This window comes from Bradyrhizobium algeriense, from assembly GCF_036924595.1.
Lineage (GTDB): Bacteria > Pseudomonadota > Alphaproteobacteria > Rhizobiales > Xanthobacteraceae > Bradyrhizobium > Bradyrhizobium algeriense.
This window is the reverse complement of the sequence record NZ_JAZHRV010000001.1, coordinates 309912-329639: the sequence shown is the minus strand read 5'-3', so window position 1 is coordinate 329639 and position 19728 is coordinate 309912. Positions and strand designations below refer to the sequence as shown.

The window sequence follows — 19728 nt, the reverse complement described above, 5'->3', positions numbered from 1 at the left end:
ACTACGGCACGAACACCATAAACACGAATACGGCAAACACCACCATATGCACCAGTCCGAACAGGATGTTGGTGCGGCCGGTGCCGAAGGTGAGCATGCTGAGGGCGAAGGTGAGCAGCAGCAGTACCATGCCCTGGCCGTTGAGCCCGAGCACCAGTTCCTTGTCGAGCGCGTAGGTCGCCAGGCCGACCGCGGGAATAGTCAGCCCGATGGTCGCCAGCGACGATCCGAGCGCGAGATTGATACTCTTCTGCAGATCGTTGTTGCGCGCGGCTGCAATGGCGGTGACCCCCTCCGGGAGCAGAATGAGGAGCGCGACCAGTACGCCCGCGAACGCCGGTGGGGCGCCGATCATCGCGGTTACGACATCGACTACGAGCGAAAATTTCTTTGCCAGAAGCACCACGGCAAGCAGCGAGACAAGCAGCAGCGCAATGCTGAGCGCCAGCATCCGGTTCGACAGGGATGAGGTTTCGGTGGCAGCACCGGCGCCTCCCTTGATGAAATAGTCACTGTGCCGGATCGTCTGGGTATAAAGGAACACGCCGTAGAGCATGAGCGTGACCAGGTCCACAAAGCCAAGCTGCGCTGCCGAATAGATCGGCCCCGGCGCCGTCAGCGTATAATTGGGCATGATCAGCGTAATGGTCGCCAGCACGAACAGCACGCTGAGATAAAGGTTGGCGCCGGAAACCTGGAAATCCTGCTCGCGATAGCGCAGGCCGCCAATGAAGATGCAGAGGCCGACGAGGCCGTTGCACACGATCATCACCACCGCAAACACGGTGTCGCGCGCCAGCGCGGGCTGCGGCTTTTCGCCGAGCATGATGGTGGCGATCAGCGCGACCTCGATGATGGTGACCGCAAGCGTCAACAATAGCGTGCCGTAGGGCTCGCCGATCCGCTCGGCGATCACCTCGGCATGATGCACGGCTGCGAACACCGTGCCGAACAGGACCGCCAGCAGCACGGCCGCGAACAACAGCCCGCCGGCCGACGGCGTAAAGCCGAGCCCGAGGCCGGTGGCCCCGGCAAACAGCAGCACCGCCAGCGCCGGGAATATCCAGGCCGATTTCGGCATTGGTCCGTGTGCGCTCATGCGGTCAACTCCCCAATGGGTCGTGGACACAAGATGCGTCCCTGAGGGCAGCCATCACCCCTTCGCAAGGTTGATGAAATTTCGCGCGATTTCAATCGCGCCGAAATTATCCAGATCGTTATGACCGCCCCGGGCAAGCCGGACAAACCGTTTCGGCTCGTTCGCCAGCGCAAACAGCCGCTCGCCAAAGGCAACGGGTATCGTGGGATCGAGCGCACCGTGCATGACGAGCAGCGGAACCTTGACGCTTGCGATCTGCGCGTCGGAACGGAACTGATCCCGCATAAATAGACGCACCGGTGCGAACCAGAACGCCGACGCGGCGACATCGGCGATCGACGTATAGGGAGCTTCCAGGATCAGCCTTCCGATGCGCTGCTCCGCTGCAAGCGCCACCGCAACGCCGGTGCCGAGCGAAAAACCCCAGACGACGATGTCGTCGGCGCGATAGCGTGCGGCCGCAAAGGCATTGGCGACAGCTGCGTCCTGCAGCAATCCGTGCTCGCTCGGTTGCCCGGTCGAGCCCGCATAGCCGCGATAGGACAATGCGATGACCCCGGTCCCGTCAGCGATGATGCTGCGAAAGCGGCCGAAGAAGCCGGCGAGATAATCGCCATTGCCATGGAAGTAGAGGACGACCGGGCGGCCCGGCTTGGCCGGAACGTGCCAGACGATGACCTTCTCACCATCAGCCGTGGTCAAGATATGTTCTTCGGCTTCCGGAAAGCCCGCCGCTGGCGGCGCAGTGCGCGCGGTCGTCGGCACCGGAAACAGAACGGCGCGCTGCGCGAAGAACAGGGCGAGCAGACCACAGACGTAACCGACTGAGACGACGATCAGCAGCCATTTCAGTACGGTCATGAATTTCCTGCGCGCGACCTACATCCCCTTGACGATGTTCTCGGTGACCTTCTTGGCGTCGCCGAGCAGCATCATGGTGTTATCGCGGTAAAATAGTGGATTATCGATGCCGGCATAGCCCGAAGCCAGCGAGCGCTTGATGAACATCACGGTGCCGGCCTTCCAGACCTGCAGCACCGGCATGCCGTAGATCGGCGAGGTCTTGTCTTCTTCCGCGGCCGGGTTGGTGACGTCATTGGCGCCGATCACGAAGGCGATGTCGGCCTGCGCGAATTCGGAGTTGATGTCCTCTAGCTCGAACACCTCGTCATAGGGCACGTTGGCTTCCGCCAGCAGCACGTTCATGTGGCCGGGCATGCGCCCCGCAACCGGGTGGATGGCGTACTTCACCTCGACGCCTTCCTTCTTCAGGAGGTCGCCCATTTCGCGCAGCGCATGCTGGGCCTGCGCCACCGCCATGCCGTAGCCCGGTACGATGATCACCTTCTGCGCGTTCTTCATGATGAAGGCCGCGTCGTCGGCCGAGCCGAGCTTGGCGGGCTTCTGCTCACCGCCGCCACCGCCGGCCGCGGCGGTTTCGCCGCCGAAGCCGCCGAGGATGACCGAGATGAAGGAACGGTTCATCGCGTGGCACATGATGTAGGACAGGATCGCGCCCGAGGAGCCGACCAGCGCGCCGGTGATGATCAGCGCGGAGTTGCCGAGCGTGAAGCCGATGCCGGCCGCAGCCCAACCGGAATAGGAGTTCAGCATCGAGATCACGACCGGCATATCGGCGCCGCCGATCGGTATGATCATGAGCACGCCGAGCACCAGCGCGATGATCGTGATCAGCCAGAAGTCGAGCGCGCTGCCGGACCGGACCAGGCCGAAAATGAAGAACACCAGCGCAAGCGCGAGCGCGATGTTGATGATGTGGCGGCCGGGCAGGATGATCGGCGCGCCGCTCATGCGCGCGGATAGCTTCAGGAACGCGATCACCGAGCCGGTGAAGGTCAGCGCGCCGATGGCGACGCCGAGCGACATTTCGACGAGGCTGGATGCGTGAATGGCGCCGGGCTTGCCGATATCGAAGGCTTCGGGCGCATAGAAGGCGCCGGCGGCGACCAGCACCGCGGCCATGCCGACCAGCGAGTGGAAGGCGGCGACCAGTTCGGGCATCGAGGTCATCGGCACGCGCCGCGCGATGACAGCGCCGACGCCGCCGCCGATGGCGATGCCGAGGATGACCAGCACCCAGGCGATGCCATCCGCCGGCGGATGACTGGCGAGCGTGGTCGCGACCGCGATCGCCATGCCGATCATGCCGAACAGATTGCCCTGGCGGGACGACGCTGGACTGGACAGACCGCGCAGCGACAGGATGAACAATACACCCGCCACGAGATACAGAATTGCAGCCAGATTGGCGTTCATCTCAGGTCCCCTTTGTCTTCGTCACCCCGAGGTGCACGCCGCTCACTTGGCCTTTTTCTTGTACATCGCCAGCATGCGCTGGGTGACAAGGAAGCCGCCGAAGATATTCACACAGGCGAAGATCAGCGCGATAAAGCCGAAGCCGCGCGCCCAGCCGCTGCCGCTTGAGATCATGGGGACGCCGACCGCGAGCAGCGCGCCGACCACGATCACCGAGGAGATCGCGTTGGTCACCGACATCAGCGGCGTGTGCAGCGCAGGGGTCACCGACCAGACCACGAAATAGCCGACGAAGACGGCGAGAACGAAAATCGACAGCCGGAATACGAAGGGATCGACGGCCTGGGCGACATGCTCCATGGATTCTCTCCTTAGGCTTTCGGCTGGAAGTTCGGGTGGATGACGGCGCCGTCCTTGGTCAGCGCAGTGGCTTTCACCAGTTCGTCATCCCAATTGACCGCGAGCGCCTTGTTCGGCTTGTCGACCATGGTCTCGATGAACGAAAACAGGTTGCGGGCATAAAGGCTGGAGGCCGACTGCGCGACACGGCCGGCCACATTCGTATAGCCGACGATCTTGATGCCGTCGGCGTCGACGACTTCGCCAGGCTTCGCGCCCTCGACATTGCCGCCGCGTTCGATCGCGAGATCGATCAGCACCGAGCCCGGCTTCATCGACTTCACCATGTCCGAGGTGACGAGCCGCGGCGCCGGGCGGCCCGGGATCAGCGCGGTGGTGATGATGATGTCCTGCTTCTTGATGTGTTCGGCGGTGAGCGCGGCCTGCTTGGCCTGGTACTCTTTCGACATTTCCTTGGCGTAGCCGCCGGCGGTCTGCGCGTTCTTGAATTCCTCGTCCTCGACCGCGAGGAACTTTGCGCCGAGCGATTCGACCTGCTCTTTTGTGGCCGGGCGCACGTCGGTCGCGGTGACCACGGCGCCGAGCCGGCGCGCGGTCGCGATCGCCTGCAGGCCGGCCACGCCGACGCCCATCACGAACACTTTCGCCGCCGGAACGGTGCCGGCCGCGGTCATCATCATCGGGAACGCGCGGCCAAAGGATTCGGCCGCCTCGATCACCGCGCGATAGCCGGCGAGGTTCGCCTGCGAGGACAGCACGTCCATCACCTGCGCGCGCGTAATGCGCGGCATCAATTCCATCGCAAACGCCGCGACGCCGGCGTCCGCGATCGTCTTCAGCGCCGCTTCATTGCCGTAAGGGTCCATGATGGCGATGACCAGCGCGCCGCGCTTGTATTGCGAAAGTTCGCTGGCTTCCGGCCGTTTCACCTTGATGATGATGTCGGCGTCCTTTAGCGCGTCCGCGCTGATGGTGGCGCCGACCGCGGTGAATTCGGAATCCGGCAGGCCCGACTTGATGCCCGCGCCCGGCTCGATCGCGACTTCGGCACCGAGTGCCTTGAATTTCTTCACGGTGTCCGGGGAGGCCGCAACCCGCGGCTCGGACGGATCGATTTCCTTGGCAACGGCAATCTTCATGAGGCCTCCCGGCGCGGCAGGCGCGCGCGCAAGCAAACTAGCGTCTTTTTCGCTTAGTTGGATACCGGTTTCGCAACCGGCATGCGTGCATTTTCTGGCCACCGCCGAGGTGGCGGTGCAGGCAGCGATGCGTCAGGTCAGAAAGTAGCCCATCAGGGCCACGATGATCACGACGGCGATGGTGCCGTATTTGACCAGCATGATGAACCCTTCATAAGTCTGCTCATGGGCCTCATAGTCATTGCCGTCAGCGGTCGTGTAGGCCACTTCGTTATGGTCTGCCATCGGTATCCCCAGTCAAAATCCGCGTTTCTCGCGTGCAATTACCGCAAAGCGTTTGGCAGGGCAACGGCCCCCTGCCTATCGGGTCATTCGGAAGGCCAATTATCCCGGATCCAGCGGGTCAGGTTTTCCTCGCTGACCTCGCCTGCGGCGAGGGAGAGGATGATGGCGGCCGCCTCTGCCTCGGGCACAATGAAGTCGACGCCGTTGACGCCGAGAAAGGTGTACAGCGCCAGCAGTGACGTTCGCTTGTCGCCGTCGACGAAGGGATGATTGCGGGCAATGCCGAAAGCATGGGCTGCAGCCAACTCGGCCAGTTCAGCCTGCTCGTATGCCCATCTGTTCTTCGGTCGATCGAGGGCAGATTCAAGCATGCCCTCATCGTGCAATCCGCTCGCACCGCCGTGTATCGTGAGTTGCTCGTCGTGAATGGCAACGATCATCTGGCGAGTGAGCCAGAACGGCTCAGTCATTTGGCAAGCTCGGCCAACGCGTTGTGATAGCGCTTCATGCCACGCCGGGCGACTTCCATCGCCTTCTCGAAATCCGGGTCATGCGGAGTTAGCCGAAAACCACCGTCGGGCGTTAGAGTCGCATAGAGTTTATCGCCGACGCTGACGTGCATCCGAGCAAGTACATCCTTCGGGAGGATGATCCCCGAGGAATTACCAATCTTCTTGATTTCGACGGTTCCGATCACTTGACCGCGGGGATCGGGCGTAACTTTCGGTTGCTCGTTCATGGCGCAAGCTCCGTTATACGAAATGTATAACATACCTCGGCCACCCGTTCAACAAATGTTTTACGGCGCCTGGCGCGGCGCCGCTACCCGACCACGAAGTCGAAACGTCCGGCGAGCCAGCCCGTGTTCTTGGCCGTGCGCACCAGCAGTTCCTTGCGGAACAGGCCGTCGGAGCGGTTTTTTGCCTCGCCGGGGAAATAGAGCTGGGTGGTCAGCACGCGGCCATCGCGCGGCTGCACCTTCACATGGATATGGCGCGTGCGGCCGGGATAAACGCCGGGCACGATGCTGCGCAACCGATAACGCCCTTCCGCATCGGTGAACTGATGGCCACGCAGGCGGAAACCGGAATTGTCGTAGCGGCCCTTATCGTCCGCCTGCCAGAAATCCAGCAAGGCGCCGGCCAGCGGTTTGCAGGCGCGGGAGAGCACGAAGCCAACCAGTTCGATCGGCTGCCCCGCCATGCCCTCTTCGAACAGTTCGGTTCGCTCAGGCGACGACGGCTTGAAGTATGGCCCTTCGGTTTGCGGCACTGTGGCGTCGTCGCCGTCATGGCATTCCGGCGTGGGTGCAAGCGGGGCCTGAGCCATGCTGCCATCGGCCATAAGCAGCGAACCGGCCGCGAAGACTCCCGCTCCAAGTACAACACGCCGCGTCGGGGTGTCGATCATGGGGCACTCCCCTCCTATCGTCACCGTCATCATGGAGTGCGACGGCGGCTGAAATTGTGTCCGCGCCCATCACAAATCCGTTTCGTGGCCGCGGGCGCCCGTCAGCCCATCTCTTCCAGTTCGTCGATCATGCCGGCAATCACCGACAGCCCGCCGTCCCAGAATTGGGGGTTCTTGGCATCGAGCCCGAACGGCTTGAGCAGTTCGGAATAATGCTTGGTGCCGCCGGCCGCGAGCATGGCGAGATAGCGCTCGGCAAAACCCTCCGAGGCATTTTCGTAGACCGCATACAGCGAGTTCACCAGGCAATCGCCGAACGCATAGGCGTAGACGTAGAACGGCGAATGGATGAAGTGCGGAATGTACATCCAGAAATTTTCGTAGCCGGGACGGATGTCGATGGCCGGCCCGAGGCTTTCACCCTGCACGCTGAGCCAGATCTGGCCGATGCGCTCCGCAGTCAATTCGCCGTTCTTGCGCTCGGTGTGCACGGCGCGCTCGAACGAATAAAACGCGATCTGCCGCACCACGGTGTTGATCATGTCCTCGACCTTGCCGGCCAGCAGCGCCTGGCGCTGCCTGGCGTTTTTGGTCTGCGACAATAGCCGCTTGAAAGTCAGCATTTCACCGAACACGCTGGCCGTCTCGGCGAGCGTCAGCGGCGTCGGCGCCATCAGCGCTCCATTTTTGGCCGCCAGCACCTGGTGCACGCCATGGCCGAGCTCATGGGCGAGCGTCATCACGTCGCGCGGCTTGCCTTGATAATTCATCAGCACATAGGGATGCGCCGACGGCGTGGTCGGGTGCGAGAACGCGCCCGGCGCCTTGCCCGGCCGCACCGGTGCATCGATCCAGCGATCGGTGAAGAAGCGTTCCGCGATCGCAGCCATCTCGGCGGAGAAACCGCGATACGCCGTCAGCACCATCTTCTGCGCCTCCGGCCAGGCGATCGTGCCGGTGGCCGCAAACGGCAGCGGCGCATTGCGGTCCCAATGCGCGAGCTTCTTCTTTTTGAACCAGCCGGCTTTCAGTTTGTAATAGCGATGCGACAGCCGCGGATAGGCCGCGCGAACCGAACCGACCAGGGCATCGACGACCTCGCGCTCGACGCGGTTGTTCAGGTGACGCGAATCCGCGACATCCTTGAAGCCGCGCCAGCGATCGGAAATCTCCTTGTCCTTGGCAAGCGTGTTGGTGACGAGCGCAAACGTCCGCTCATTGTCCTTGAAAGTCTTGGCCAGCGCCTGGCCAGCGGCTTTGCGCTTTTCCGGCGCGCGGTCCTGCAGCAGACTGAGCGTCGGCTCGATCGCCAGTTCCTTTCCGCCGACCTTGAAGCGCAGGCCGGAGATGGTCTGGTCGAAGAGCCGGTTCCAGGCGGCATAGCCGCTCTGGGATTTTTCGTGAAACAACTGCTCGACGCGATCTTCGAGCTGATACGGCTTGTCCTTGCGCAGATCCTCGATCCACGGCCGGTAATGGGCGAGCTCGGGCGTCTGCATCGCGCGCTCGATCACGGCGTCGTCGATGCGGTTGAGCTCGAGGGCGAAGAACAGCAAATGTACCGAAGCCGCCGTCAGCCGCTCGGAGACGTCGCCATAGAATTTGGAAATCGCCGGATCGACGCTGTCCCCGGCATGAACGAGGCCAGCATAGGAGCCGAGCCGGCCGGCGAGATCGTCGATCGCCTCGTAGCGCTTCACCGCTTCGGCGAGCCAAAGGCCGCCATCGTCGCGGGCAACGCCTTCCGCCAGCTTGCCTTTGTAGTCCGTCTCGAACGTGATGCATTCCGCATCCATCGTTTGCAGGTCGCGTGCGATTTCGGCCGCGCCGATGCCGGAATATAGGTCGGCCAGATTCCATTCCGGCAGCTTGCCGGTTTTGGATTTGGCTGCGGCCGCCTTGCTGCCCGTGGCTGATTTGCGGGACGTCTTGCCGGCTCGGGAGGTCGCAGATTTCACGCTCATGACACTTTCAAAATTGGGAGGTGATCAGGAAATGGGTTTGCGAGATCAGGCGAAAGCCACAAGCTGCGGCACGAACTGGACGAACAGCTCTTCACCCTCGAGGAGCATCGAATCGAGCTTTTCGTCGGTCGCACTGCGAATCGCAATCCACAACGTGATCACGCGGACCATGAGCCACGACGTCGACGGGACGGCGGCCTTCGCGTGAAGTGCCACGAGATCGAGGTTGCGATGCTCGAACAGCAGCCGGCCCGATCCGTCTTCCAGGATGTAACGACCCCCGATCCGGGACACGCACAACTCGCAGGCCTGATCCGGCAGCGGGCTCAGCAGATAGAACTGGACGTCGCCCTTTTCCGTCACGCCGGTTTCCCATTCGCGTCCGGTCCCCGGCGCAGTCGCCGCGCTCAGCGTCGCCAGGATGGTGCCCAGTTCCCTTTCACTCCATTCGCCGGTGTTCTGTTTACGCTCGAACGCCACGACGCTCATTTGCTTTCCGCTCCGAACAGCAGCCGGTGCAATTCCGGCTCGTAGTACTTTAACAGATGCTTAGCGAAGGCTGACTGTTCAATCCCCAATTCGTTGGCCCATGCCCCCATAATTTCCGTTGGAACCCGGCTGAAGCCGTTCTCGACCTGTGAGATGAAAGTGTAATACTTCAGGCCAAGACGTGCAGCGAGATCCGCCTGCGACAATTCGGCATCCGCCCTGCGCGCCTTGAGCCAATCCCCAGCCAATTTCCGCAATTGCTTGGCCTCCGGCACAGCCTTGCCGGCAAGACGTTCAGTGAAAACGTCTTGATGTTTTCCTCGTTTCATGATTACTAAACTATCTAGAGTGAATGACCGGGTAGGTGATGTTCCCTACCACAATCTCAGCTCGCGAATAAGAATCAGATGGCTTTCTTAGACCGCAGTCAGATTGTTGAGACAAATCCCCGGCCCCCCGCGGCGCGCGGCAAGGAGTTGTTTGCCGGCATCCTGCTCGTGTCGCTGTTAGCGACCGTGGGAATCCGGAACATTGTGCCGGTGGACGCCCTGGCACCCGCGATCGTCACCCTGCTCTTTGCGGTTGCGGCATTGACGGCCGGTTTCGCGCTGCTCTGCCGGCGCGACCGATTCCGCGTCATGTGGTTCGACCTCGCCGGAAGCCTGACGTTCATCGGCGTCGTTCTCTCCGTTCTGATCGAACCGGACCAGATGATCAGGCTCTTCGCCCTCACGGATCAGCCTGAGTAACGGGGAAGCATTTTTCCGCAGTCTGACTGCGTCTTTTTCTACGGACGTCCAAGCCCGGGCCCCTCTGGCAGTTCAAGCGAACTGCGATGTCGGATTGGACCATTAACGGAGTGGCCCGAATGCTGGAACTAATCTCCTCGCAACACCTGACAGCGCTTTTTCAGGTCATCATGATCGACCTGGTGCTCGCCGGCGACAATGCGATCGTCATCGGGCTCGCAGCTGCAGGCCTCCCCGAGGGCCAGCGCAAGAAGGCGATTGTGATTGGCATATTGGCCGCCACGATCCTGCGTATCGGCTTCGCTTCCGTCACGGTTCAGTTGTTGCAAATCATTGGACTGCTGCTCGCGGGCGGCGTCCTGCTGCTTTGGGTATGCTGGAAGATGTGGCGCGAGCTGCGTGCGTCGCATCGTCACGAACCGAAATTGCAGAGTCTTTCAGCCGCAAGCACGTTCGACGGGGCAGCCCCTGCGGGCCATCAAAAGACGCTTGGCCAGGCCGTCTGGCAGATCACGCTCGCCGACGTGTCGATGTCGCTCGACAACGTGCTCGCGGTCGCAGGCGCCGCGCGCGAGCACCCGATGATCCTGATATTCGGTTTGGCACTCTCCATCGCACTGATGGGGCTCGCTGCCAACTTCATCGCGCGCCTCCTGGAAAAGCAGCGCTGGATCGCCTATGTCGGCCTCGCGATCATCCTCTATGTAGCTCTCGACATGTGCTACCGCGGCGCGCTGGAGGTGTGGCCACACCTCAACGCTTAGTTCCCCGCCCCACGGATGCCATTTCCAACAATTAAGCGTGCGTTAATCGGCATCGGCGAAAGTGCCCCGATTCGATACAATCCAGTAGCGTGCGGGGAAAAACCATGGCTGCCACCATTTTGATTGCCGATGACGACGCTGTGCAGCGCCGTTTGGTTGAAAACATGGTGCAGAAGTGCGGTTATGAGCCCCTCGTCGTCGATAGCGGCGATGCCGCCGTGGCCCTGCTGACCGCCCCTGATGCGCAGGCGATCGATGCGGTGGTGCTCGACCTCGTGATGCCCGGCCTCGACGGCCTCGGCGTACTTTCAAAAATGCGTGAAGCAGGCCTGAGCATCCCCGTCATCGTGCAGACCGCCCATGGCGGCATCGACAATGTGGTTTCAGCGATGCGCGCCGGTGCGCAGGATTTCGTGGTCAAGCCGGTCGGCTTCGAACGGCTGCAGGTGTCGCTGCGCAACGCACTCAATACTTCTGCGCTCAAGGGCGAACTGCAGCGCATCCGCCACAGCCGCGAAGGCCGGCTGACCTTTGCCGACGTCATCACCCGCAGCGAAACCATGGCAGCCGTGCTGCGCACCGCGCAGAAGGCGGCGAGCTCGAGCATTCCGGTGCTGGTCGAGGGCGAGTCCGGCGTCGGCAAGGAATTGTTCGCCCGCGCCATCCATGGTTCCAGCGAACGCAAGTCGAAACCGTTCGTCGCGGTCAATTGCGGCGCCATCCCCGACAATCTCGTGGAATCGATCCTGTTCGGTCACGAGAAGGGCGCCTTCACCGGCGCCACCGAACGTCACATGGGCAAATTCGTCGAAGCTTCCGGCGGCACGCTGTTTCTCGATGAGGTCGGCGAGTTGCCGCTGGCGGCGCAGGTAAAGCTGTTGCGCGCGCTGCAGGAAGGCACCGTCGAGGCAGTCGGCGGCCGCAAGCCGGTGAAGGTCGACGTCCGCATCATTTCCGCGACCAACCGCAAACTGCTCGACCTCGTGAAGAGCGGCGCATTCCGCGAGGATCTGTTCTACCGGCTGCACGTGCTGCCGCTGACGATCCCGCCGCTGCGGCTGCGGCGCGAAGACATCCCGCATCTGCTGCGGCATTTCCTGGCGCGCTTTGCCGCCGAGGAAAACCGCACCATCACCGGTATCAGCGGCGAGGCCGTGGCCCATCTCGCGCAGCTCGATTGGCCCGGCAACATCCGCCAGCTCGAGAACACGGTGTATCGCGCCGTCGTCATGAGCGAGAGCGACCAACTCGGCCTGTCGGATTTCCCGCAAACCGTCGGCCACGCCGCAACCGACGGCCAGCTGGCGCACAGCGAACCGTTAATCGTCGCGCCATCGACGGCGCCCGCCATGGTTTCGGGTAGTGATATACCGATTGCTCCGCTCGCCACTGCCGGCAACCTTTCGATGCTGACCGCCACCGGCGAGGTGCGGCCGCTCGAGGACATGGAAAACGAGATCATCCGTTTTGCGATCTCGCATTATCGCGGGCAGATGTCGGAAGTCGCGCGGCGACTCAAGATCGGCCGCTCCACGCTCTACCGCAAGCTCGATGAGGCGGCCGCCGACGACTCTGCCGAAGACGGCGCGCAGGATGCGAACTGAGACGCGAACTAAGCGGACAGCCGGCGGGCGATTATGGCGCCCGCATGGCAAAGATCGTGGCAAACCAACGACATCCATCGTTCGGAAGCTTTTGAACCGTGGCTTGGCGGTGACAGACAAACGGCGGGGAGCGTGGCAAAACCGCGAGACCCGAATGCAAACGGGTTGTTTGAGGTCAGTTTGTCGTGAGTTGTCCCGCATGGCGCTGGCTGCATGAGAGGGGCATATGTATCGTCTGCGTTTGAACCGTGGCGTGCAGGCGTACGACTGAGAAACCGACCGAGCCGGCGCTTCCCGCGCAAGCCGTGACGAACGATACCTAACGACTGTTCCATGCCGGGGCAGTTCGCCCAAGGGGGTGTGACGATGCGTGACTGTTCGATGAATCGTGCAGGATTTGACCGCGTGCTGATGGCCGTCGCGGCAACCTTCCTCACGGTATCCGCGACCTCAGCACTGGCGGCCCAGTCGACCACGCCGCGCGCCAGCGCCGCCGAGCTCGCGATCGACGCAGCAGTCCCCCGCCCCGAACCTGCGAACGTTCCGCCTCCCACCGTCGACGACTTCAAGACGGACACCACCGCCACGGTGCCTGACGCATCCAAGGTAACTGACAAGCCGGCCGAGGCGGCCCCGGCCGCAAAGGCGACCGAGCCCAAGCCGGCCGAAGTCGTCACCACGCCTGCAGCCAACGACGCCGCAACCGCCGCGCCGCCGGCTGCGACAGCCACCGCGCCCGCCGCCGAACCCGCCAAGGAGTCAGTGAAGGTAAGCACCGTCGCACCGGCCGACCAGCCAGTTGCCGACCGGCTGCGCGACATGCTTGGCACCAAGTCGCTGCGCTATTTCGACCGCAAGAACGAGCGCGCTGCCGTCGAGAAGTTCTACTCCGCGCGCGACTATGCGCCGCAATGGACGCAAGCCGGCAAATTGACCGACAGCGGCAAGGGCGTGATCACCCGTTTGAAGGACGCCGCCTCCGAGGGCCTCAATCCGGCCGACTATCCGGTGCCGGATTTTGCGGCCGCCGCTTCGCCGGACCAGCTCGCCGAAGCCGAACTGAAACTGACCGCGAGCATGCTCGACTATGCGCGACAGGCCCAGAGCGGCCGGATGCACTGGTCGCAGGTCGCGGCCGACATCCTCTATCCCGAGCATCCGACCGATCCGGCCGAAGTGCTCGCCAATATCTCGACCGCCAAGGACGCATCCGCGGCGCTCGACGGCTACAACCCGCCGCACAAGCTCTACAGGGAATTGAAGGCCAAGCTCGCCGAGCTGCGCGGTCAGGGCGACGGACCGATGATCCACATCGCCGAGGGGCCGGCGCTGGCTTACAAGGCTGCGACCAAGAAGCTCGGTGAGGTGGCGCCGGAAGATCCGCGTGTGCCGCAACTACGCGCCAAGCTCGGCATCGCCGACCATCCCGACAGCACGCATTACGACGCCAAGGTCGCATCCGCCGTGCGCAAATTCCAGGAGAGCGTCGATCTCAAGCCGACCGGCGTACTCGACGACCGCACGGTGAAGGCGATCAACAGCCCGAAGCGCGACCGGCAGATCGACATCGTCCTCGTCAATCTGGAGCGCCTACGCTGGCTGCCGCGCCAGCTCGGCGCGGCCTCGCTCGGCAACGCCTATGTCATTCTCAACGTTCCCGACTTCACGCTGAAGGTGATGCAGAACGGGGCCCCGGTCTGGACCACGCGGGTCGTGACCGGAAAGCCGGGCAAACATGCGACGCCGATGCTGACGGAGACGATGAAGTTCATCACGGTCAACCCGACCTGGAACGTACCGCCGTCGATCATCTACAACGAATATCTGCCCGCCCTGCAGCAGGATCCGACCGTGCTGGATCGCATGGGCCTGCGACTGGAGCGCAACCGCGACGGCAGCATCCATATTTCGCAGCCGCCGGGCGAAGCCAATGCGCTCGGCCGCATCCGTTTCAACTTCCCGAACAAGTTCCTGGTCTATCAGCACGACACCCCGGACAAGAATCTGTTCGCCAAGGAAGAGCGCGCGTTCAGCCATGGCTGCATGCGGGTGCAGAATCCGGATCAATACGCCTCGACGCTGCTCAACATCGTGATGCCGAACGCGAGCTACACCCCGGAGAAAATCCGCAGCATGTACGGCCGCAGCGAGATCGACCTGAAATTCCCGACGCCGATACCGGTCAACATCACCTACCAGACCGCGTTCGTGGATGACGCCGGCAAGCTGCATATCCGCAAGGACATCTACGGCCGCGACGCCACGATGATCAATTTGCTGAAGAACGGCCGCAACCGGGACCTCGAGACCCTGGTCTCCCACGCGCAGCCGAACTATTCGCGCCCGAAGGATGCGTTGCCGCCCGGCGTCAGCTTCGCCAGCGACAACACCTTTTCCTCCGGACCCTCATTCTTCGAGCGCCTGTTCGGCGGCCCGTCGACCGCGACGCCGCCGGCCCCGGTTGGCCGCCGGCCGCAACAGCGATTCACCCGGTAACCCCGCCGAACGGGATTTCCGAACAAAATCAACGACCTCGCCTCCGGGGCGGGTTCGTTTACGTTAACCCTATCCATCCAGGTTTCGGCACCGGGCACTTTTTCGCCACAGTCCACGGGTTAGGTTAAGTCTAACTGGGGGGCGGGACGGTAAACATCGGTTAACCATCCCGCTTTAAGAAAGCGTTCACCCTCTTTTGCCGGGGTCTTGCAAAAGAAACACCGTGAACGCTCGTCGACTGGGTGGGCTCTTACGTGCTGGCTGGTTTCGCGCGCCAATTCAATCCGCTTGTTCTGCCAAAGGCCGGATATCGGATCGGGCTGACTTCGCTGTTGCTGCTCGCCGGTGCCGGCTCGGTGCATGATGCGACGGCGCTGAACGAAACCCGCACCCTCTCCTTCCACCACACCCATTCCGACGAAGACCTCACCGTCACCTTCAAGCGCGACGGTCGCTACGACGAAGAAGCGCTGAAGAAACTCAATCACTTCCTCCGCGACTGGCGCAGCCAGGACTCCACCACGATGGATCGGCATCTGTTCGACATCCTCTGGGAAGTCTACCGCGACGTCGACGGCAAGAAGCCGATCCAGATCATCTCCGCCTACCGTTCCCCCGCTACCAACTCCATGCTCCGCCGCCGCTCTTCCGGCGTGGCGCGCTTCAGCCAGCATATGCTCGGCCACGCCATGGACTTCTACATTCCGGACGTGCCGCTGGAGCAGATCCGCGCCGCCGGGCTCCGCCTGCAGCGTGGCGGCGTCGGCTTCTACCCGACCTCGGGATCGCCGTTCGTCCATCTCGACACCGGCAGCGTCCGTCACTGGCCGCGCATGACCCACGATCAACTCGCCAGGGTGTTCCCGGATGGGCGCACCGTTCACCTGCCGTCCAATGGCGGTCCGATGAAGGGCTATGAACTGGCCCGCGCCGACATCGAGCGCCGCGGCAATGGCGACAATGCCGCAACCGTCGGCAAAATGCCGAACCTGTTCGCGGCCCTGTTCAGGGGCGGCAAGTCGACCGAAGAGGACGACGAAGGTGGCGGCGCTCCCGTCAAGAACGAGAAGCCCACCCCGGCCAGCGTGACGGCCGCAGCGTCACCGGCGAAGTCAGCGGATCCCGTTCCGACGCCGCGTGCGAAACCGCAGGTCGGAGCCACGCTCCAATTGGCTTCGGCCGACGCGCAGATCGTGTCGGCGCCCAAGGCTAAGCCTGACGCGAAACCGGCCGCGCAGGCTTCCGCCGACAACACCGAGCCGAAACCGCAGACGCCGGCGGATATCATCAACTCCCGTGGCTTCTGGGACGACGTACCGAGGGCGGCGAACCAGGCTACCCCTGCCCAGGTCGCAGCGCTGCGCGCACGCCAGGCGCTCGCCGCCGCCACCGATCCGCAGCCGACGGCCAGCGTCACCGAAGCGTTCAACAAGGCGATGGCCTATGCACCGGCCGCCTCCTCGCCGGTCGATCGCGCCAACGTCGTCGCCGCCTCCGCGCCGGTCCCGCCGCGTCCCACCCGTCTGGCGCGCAATGCCGGTGCCGCAACCGAAATCAATACCGTGGTCGCCAAGGGCGCGCAGGGTCAGGACGCCGTGGTCGCGACCTCGACCCGTCTCGCCGCCGCCCGGGGCAACGATGTCTGGATGCGGGTGGTGATACTGGCGCCGAGCGCGAGCAGCGCGATGTCGACGACGGTACTCGGCGACACCGAGATGACCCAGATGCGCAGCTACTTCGTCAAGCCGCCGGCCGCGATCGCCATGGCCTTCTCGGAAGATCCGATGATGGGCATGACCTGCGACCGCTTCACGGGATCGGCGACCGCGCAACTGCCGACGCAGTCGTTCGTAATGCGCACCGCCGCGCTGCGCTAGGCGCTCGTCGTCATTGCCGGGCTTGACCCGGCAATCCATCCTCTTCGCATGAAGGGCTTTGATGTTTGATGGATACGCGGGTCAAGCCCGCGTATGACATCGTTCGACGCCTCACAGCATCCCGAGCGCCTGCATGTAGGTCTCCAGAATGGTTTCCTGCTCGGCGCGCTCATTGGCGTCCTGCTTGCGCATGCGCACGATGGTGCGCAGCACCTTGACGTCGAAGCCGTTGCCCTTGGCTTCCGCATAGACGTCACGGATATCGTCGGAGATCGTCTTCTTTTCTTCTTCCAGACGCTCGATGCGCTCGATGATGGCCTTGAGCTGGTCTTTGGCGAATTTTGTCGCGGGCTCGTCCTGGACGGCGGCGGCGGAGGTGGCCATCGGGTACTCCTGAATGGAACTGAAAGTGATGCTGAAAGATCAAGCGCCGCACGCGTTACCGCACGGCGCTTTTTTCAGGATTGACCTGAAAGATCGCCGCGCCTTGCGTCAAGGCAGCATCGCGCTCATCCACAGCGCGCCCACAGGAGATGAGGATACGTAGCCGGATGGAGCCAACGGGTCGCGCGAATGCGCGCCCGATGACAGGCTCCGCGCAATCCGGGAAACTTTCGCCCGGCGGGCACTGCCCCGGATTGCGCTGCGCTCCATCCGGGGCTACGAAGTAAGGCTCAATGCCCGGGGTGGACCTTCTTCATCGCGGCCAACTGCTCCGGCGTGGCCGTACCCTGGTGTTTCGCCTTCCACTCCTCATAGGGCATGCCGTAGACCGCCTCGCGGCTCTCGTCCTTGCTGACGGCGACCCCTTTGGCGTCGGCCTCTTCCTTCATCCAGTTGGACAGGCAGTTGCGGCAGAAGCCGGCCAGATTCATCAAATCGATGTTCTGGACGTCGGTACGGGCGCGCAGGTGGTCAACCAGGCGCCGGAAAACGGCGGCTTCCAGTTCCGTTCTGGTTTTGTCGTCGATCGTCATGGCCTTGGGTCCTGGGTCCTGCGTGATATGGGGTCGAGCATATTGATATCAGGTGGGAATTGTCACAGATTTTGCCATATCTGCGCGCAAAAGCGGCTATCGCACGTGGGGTCCCGGTTTCCCATAGCGCGGGAAAGGCGTGCCCGGCCGTTGACAGGTCCCGCCGGCTCACGCGAAATCGTCAATGATTTGATATAGCTTCACTGCATGACCGCAAAAGATTCTCGATGCCTGACCTCCCTCTCCGCTCGCATGACCGCCGGCCTGATGCCGATGCTCGCGTTGGCGGCGACGTGCCTGTGGAACAGTCCGGCGGCAGCCGATTTCCGGCTCTGCAACAACACTTCCAGCCGGGTCGGCATTGCGCTGGGCTACAAGGACCCCGAGGGCTGGACCACCGAAGGCTGGTGGAACGTGTCATCGCGCAGTTGCGAGACGCTGCTGCGCGGAACTCTTGTCGCCCGTTACTATTACATCTACGCGCTCGACTATGACCGCGGCGGCGAATGGTCGGGACAGGCCTTCATGTGTTCGCGTGACAAGGAATTCACCATCAAGGGTACCGAGAATTGCCTGGCGCGCGGCTACGACCGCACCGGGTTCTTCGAGGTCGACACAGGCGAACAGCGAGCGTGGACCGTGCAACTGACCGAAGCCAACGAGCTACCCGGGCAGCGCGTGCCGGGAATTCCGGGAACAATGGGACCGGGCGGCCCCGGCGGGGTTCCCGGCCTGTCCAATCCGCCAAGCGGACCGGGTCTGCCGCCAGCCCCGGCGCCCAAGCAATGAGACGGCTCCGTCGTATCAAAATCCTCGCAACCCTCGGCCCGGCATCGTCAGACAGCGCGATGATCCGGAAGCTGTTCGAGGCCGGCGCGGACGTATTCCGCATCAATATGAGCCACACGCCGCACGACAAGATGCGCGAGCTGGTCTCGACTATCCGCAATGTCGAGTCGAGCTATGGCCGCCCGATCGGCATCCTGGTCGACCTGCAGGGACCGAAGCTGCGGCTCGGTGCCTTTGCCGAAGGCTCCACCCAGCTCAAGAACGGCCAGAGTTTTGTGCTCGATTCCGACAAGGCGCCGGGCGACAACAACCGCGTGCAGTTGCCGCATCCGGAAATCCTCGCCGCCCTGCGGCCGGGCCATGCCCTGCTGCTCGACGACGGCAAGGTGCGGCTGATCGCCGAGGAAACTTCGAGCGAACGCGCGGTGACGCGGGTGGTGATCGGCGGCAAGATGTCGGACCGCAAGGGCGTCAGCCTGCCCGATACCGACCTTCCTGTTTCGGCGATGACGCCGAAGGACCGCGCCGACCTCGAAGCGGCGCTGGTGACCGGGGTTGACTGGATCGCGCTCTCCTTCGTGCAGCGCGCCGAGGACGTTCACGAAGCCAAGCGGATGATCCGCGGCCGCGCCGCCGTGATGGCCAAGATCGAAAAGCCGCAGGCGATCGACCGGCTCGGCGAAATCATCGACGCCTCCGACGCGCTGATGGTGGCGCGCGGCGATCTCGGCGTCGAACTGCCGCTGGAGCGGGTGCCGAGCCTGCAGAAGCAAATGACGCGGATGGCGCGCCGGGCCGGCAAGCCGGTGGTGATTGCGACGCAGATGCTGGAATCGATGATCCAGGCGCCGGTACCGACGCGCGCCGAAGTCTCCGACGTCGCGACCGCCGTCTATGAAGGCGCCGACGCCATCATGCTGTCGGCTGAATCGGCCGCCGGCAAATTCCCGGTCGAAGCGGTCTCGACTATGAACCGCATCGGCGAGGAAGTGGAGCGCGATCCGACCTATCGCTCGGTGCTGACGGCGCAGCGGTCCAACCCGGAGAATACGGTTGGAGATGCCATCGCGGACGCCGCGCGACAGATCGCCGAGACGCTGGAATTGTCGGCGATCATCTGCTGGACCTCCTCGGGTTCGACGGCGATCCGCGTGGCGCGCGAGCGGCCGAAGCTGCCGGTGGTGGCGATCACGCCGAACCTTGTCACCGGCCGCAAATTGTCCGTCGTCTGGGGCGTGCATTGCGTGGTGGCCGAAGACGCCCACGACCAGGACGACATGGTCGATCGCGCCGGCTCCATTGCTTTTCGTGACGGTTTTGCCAACGCCGGCCAGCGCGTGATCATCGTCGCCGGCGTGCCGCTCGGCATCGCCGGCACCACCAACATGGTGCGCATCGCCAAAGTCGAGCCGGAGGGCGCGGCGAAGAAGTGATGGCGTACGTTGCGCC

General features: G+C 63.2%; 22 protein-coding genes. 8 read left to right on the top strand and 14 right to left on the bottom strand.

Going from position 1 to position 19728, the window contains the following annotated elements; all coding sequences use genetic code 11:
* Nucleotide 1: 1 nt before the first annotated feature.
* The 12 genes from V1286_RS01600 to V1286_RS01545 all read right to left on the bottom strand — a co-directional run bounded on the left by V1286_RS01600 (nt 2) and on the right by V1286_RS01545 (nt 9352).
* Nucleotides 2-1099 (bottom strand): calcium:cation antiporter, encoded by a 1098-nt coding sequence (locus V1286_RS01600; protein ID WP_334477146.1) that lies wholly within the window; start codon nt 1097-1099, stop codon nt 2-4.
* Nucleotides 1100-1153: 54 nt separating this feature from the next.
* On the bottom strand, nt 1154-1960 hold the full coding sequence (locus tag V1286_RS01595) for an alpha/beta hydrolase (RefSeq protein ID WP_334477144.1): 807 nt from the start codon (nt 1958-1960) through the stop codon (nt 1154-1156).
* Between the two features lie 18 nt (nt 1961-1978).
* Nucleotides 1979-3376, bottom strand: coding sequence for an NAD(P)(+) transhydrogenase (Re/Si-specific) subunit beta (locus V1286_RS01590; protein ID WP_334477142.1), 1398 nt, complete (start codon nt 3374-3376; stop codon nt 1979-1981).
* A 42-nt stretch (nt 3377-3418) separates the two neighbouring features.
* Entirely contained in the window at nt 3419-3736 is a 318-nt protein-coding gene (locus V1286_RS01585) for a proton-translocating transhydrogenase family protein (protein WP_212419221.1), read from the bottom strand.
* Between the two features lie 11 nt (nt 3737-3747).
* The gene (locus tag V1286_RS01580; RefSeq protein WP_334477140.1) at nt 3748-4875 is read right to left on the bottom strand and encodes a Re/Si-specific NAD(P)(+) transhydrogenase subunit alpha; all 1128 of its coding nucleotides are present in this window, start codon (nt 4873-4875) and stop codon (nt 3748-3750) included.
* 132 nt (nt 4876-5007) lie between these two features.
* Nucleotides 5008-5160, bottom strand: a complete 153-nt coding sequence (locus V1286_RS01575; RefSeq protein ID WP_108514134.1) for an aa3-type cytochrome c oxidase subunit IV — start codon at nt 5158-5160, stop codon at nt 5008-5010.
* Nucleotides 5161-5243: 83 nt separating this feature from the next.
* Nucleotides 5244-5630, bottom strand: coding sequence for a type II toxin-antitoxin system death-on-curing family toxin (locus V1286_RS01570; protein ID WP_334477138.1), 387 nt, complete (start codon nt 5628-5630; stop codon nt 5244-5246).
* Nucleotides 5627-5899, bottom strand: coding sequence for an AbrB/MazE/SpoVT family DNA-binding domain-containing protein (locus V1286_RS01565; protein WP_334477136.1), 273 nt, complete (start codon nt 5897-5899; stop codon nt 5627-5629). The genes V1286_RS01570 and V1286_RS01565 overlap by 4 nt, the downstream gene beginning before the upstream one ends.
* 83 nt (nt 5900-5982) lie before the next feature.
* Nucleotides 5983-6570 (bottom strand): dioxygenase family protein, encoded by a 588-nt coding sequence (locus tag V1286_RS01560; protein ID WP_334477134.1) that lies wholly within the window; start codon nt 6568-6570, stop codon nt 5983-5985.
* Nucleotides 6571-6671: 101 nt separating this feature from the next.
* Nucleotides 6672-8534, bottom strand: a complete 1863-nt coding sequence (locus V1286_RS01555) for a M3 family oligoendopeptidase (RefSeq protein ID WP_334477132.1) — start codon at nt 8532-8534, stop codon at nt 6672-6674.
* A gap of 45 nt (nt 8535-8579) precedes the next feature.
* Nucleotides 8580-9023: a hypothetical protein gene (locus tag V1286_RS01550; RefSeq protein ID WP_334477131.1), complete on the bottom strand. Its 444-nt coding sequence runs from the start codon at nt 9021-9023 to the stop codon at nt 8580-8582.
* Nucleotides 9020-9352 carry a helix-turn-helix domain-containing protein gene (locus V1286_RS01545; RefSeq protein ID WP_334477129.1) on the bottom strand — a complete coding sequence of 111 codons (333 nt, stop codon included), beginning with the start codon at nt 9350-9352 and terminating at the stop codon, nt 9020-9022. The genes V1286_RS01550 and V1286_RS01545 overlap by 4 nt, the downstream gene beginning before the upstream one ends.
* Before the next feature lie 78 nt (nt 9353-9430).
* On the opposite strand from V1286_RS01545, the gene V1286_RS01540 reads away from it, so the two are divergent.
* The 5 genes from V1286_RS01540 to V1286_RS01520 all read left to right on the top strand — a co-directional run bounded on the left by V1286_RS01540 (nt 9431) and on the right by V1286_RS01520 (nt 16513).
* A complete protein-coding gene (locus tag V1286_RS01540) occupies nt 9431-9772 on the top strand; it encodes a hypothetical protein (RefSeq protein ID WP_334477128.1) in 342 nt (113 codons plus the stop codon).
* Nucleotides 9773-9891: 119 nt separating this feature from the next.
* Nucleotides 9892-10536 carry a TerC family protein gene (locus V1286_RS01535; RefSeq protein WP_334477126.1) on the top strand — a complete coding sequence of 215 codons (645 nt, stop codon included), beginning with the start codon at nt 9892-9894 and terminating at the stop codon, nt 10534-10536.
* A gap of 104 nt (nt 10537-10640) precedes the next feature.
* On the top strand, nt 10641-12140 hold the full coding sequence (locus V1286_RS01530; protein ID WP_334477125.1) for a sigma-54-dependent transcriptional regulator: 1500 nt from the start codon (nt 10641-10643) through the stop codon (nt 12138-12140).
* 366 nt (nt 12141-12506) lie between these two features.
* Entirely contained in the window at nt 12507-14636 is a 2130-nt protein-coding gene (locus tag V1286_RS01525) for a L,D-transpeptidase family protein (protein WP_334477124.1), read from the top strand.
* 254 nt (nt 14637-14890) lie between these two features.
* Entirely contained in the window at nt 14891-16513 is a 1623-nt protein-coding gene (locus tag V1286_RS01520; RefSeq protein ID WP_417021090.1) for a peptidoglycan L,D-endopeptidase MepK, read from the top strand.
* Nucleotides 16514-16624: 111 nt separating this feature from the next.
* On the opposite strand, the gene V1286_RS01515 is transcribed toward V1286_RS01520, so the two are convergent.
* Complete coding sequence (locus V1286_RS01515) at nt 16625-16897, bottom strand: DUF2312 domain-containing protein (protein WP_108514145.1); 273 nt, start codon at nt 16895-16897, stop codon at nt 16625-16627.
* 13 nt (nt 16898-16910) lie between these two features.
* Between V1286_RS01515 and V1286_RS01510 the strand changes: the two genes are divergently transcribed.
* A complete protein-coding gene (locus tag V1286_RS01510) occupies nt 16911-17060 on the top strand; it encodes a hypothetical protein (RefSeq protein ID WP_190241771.1) in 150 nt (49 codons plus the stop codon).
* Between the two features lie 127 nt (nt 17061-17187).
* Here V1286_RS01510 and V1286_RS01505 read toward each other — a convergent pair whose 3' ends face one another.
* Nucleotides 17188-17490, bottom strand: coding sequence for a DUF1244 domain-containing protein (locus V1286_RS01505; protein ID WP_334477122.1), 303 nt, complete (start codon nt 17488-17490; stop codon nt 17188-17190).
* A 207-nt stretch (nt 17491-17697) separates the two neighbouring features.
* On the opposite strand from V1286_RS01505, the gene V1286_RS01500 reads away from it, so the two are divergent.
* The gene (locus tag V1286_RS01500) at nt 17698-18279 is read left to right on the top strand and encodes a DUF1036 domain-containing protein (RefSeq protein WP_334477121.1); all 582 of its coding nucleotides are present in this window, start codon (nt 17698-17700) and stop codon (nt 18277-18279) included.
* Entirely contained in the window at nt 18276-19712 is a 1437-nt protein-coding gene (gene pyk, locus V1286_RS01495) for a pyruvate kinase (protein WP_334477120.1), read from the top strand. The genes V1286_RS01500 and pyk overlap by 4 nt, the downstream gene beginning before the upstream one ends.
* The last annotated feature ends 16 nt before the right edge of the window (nt 19713-19728 follow it).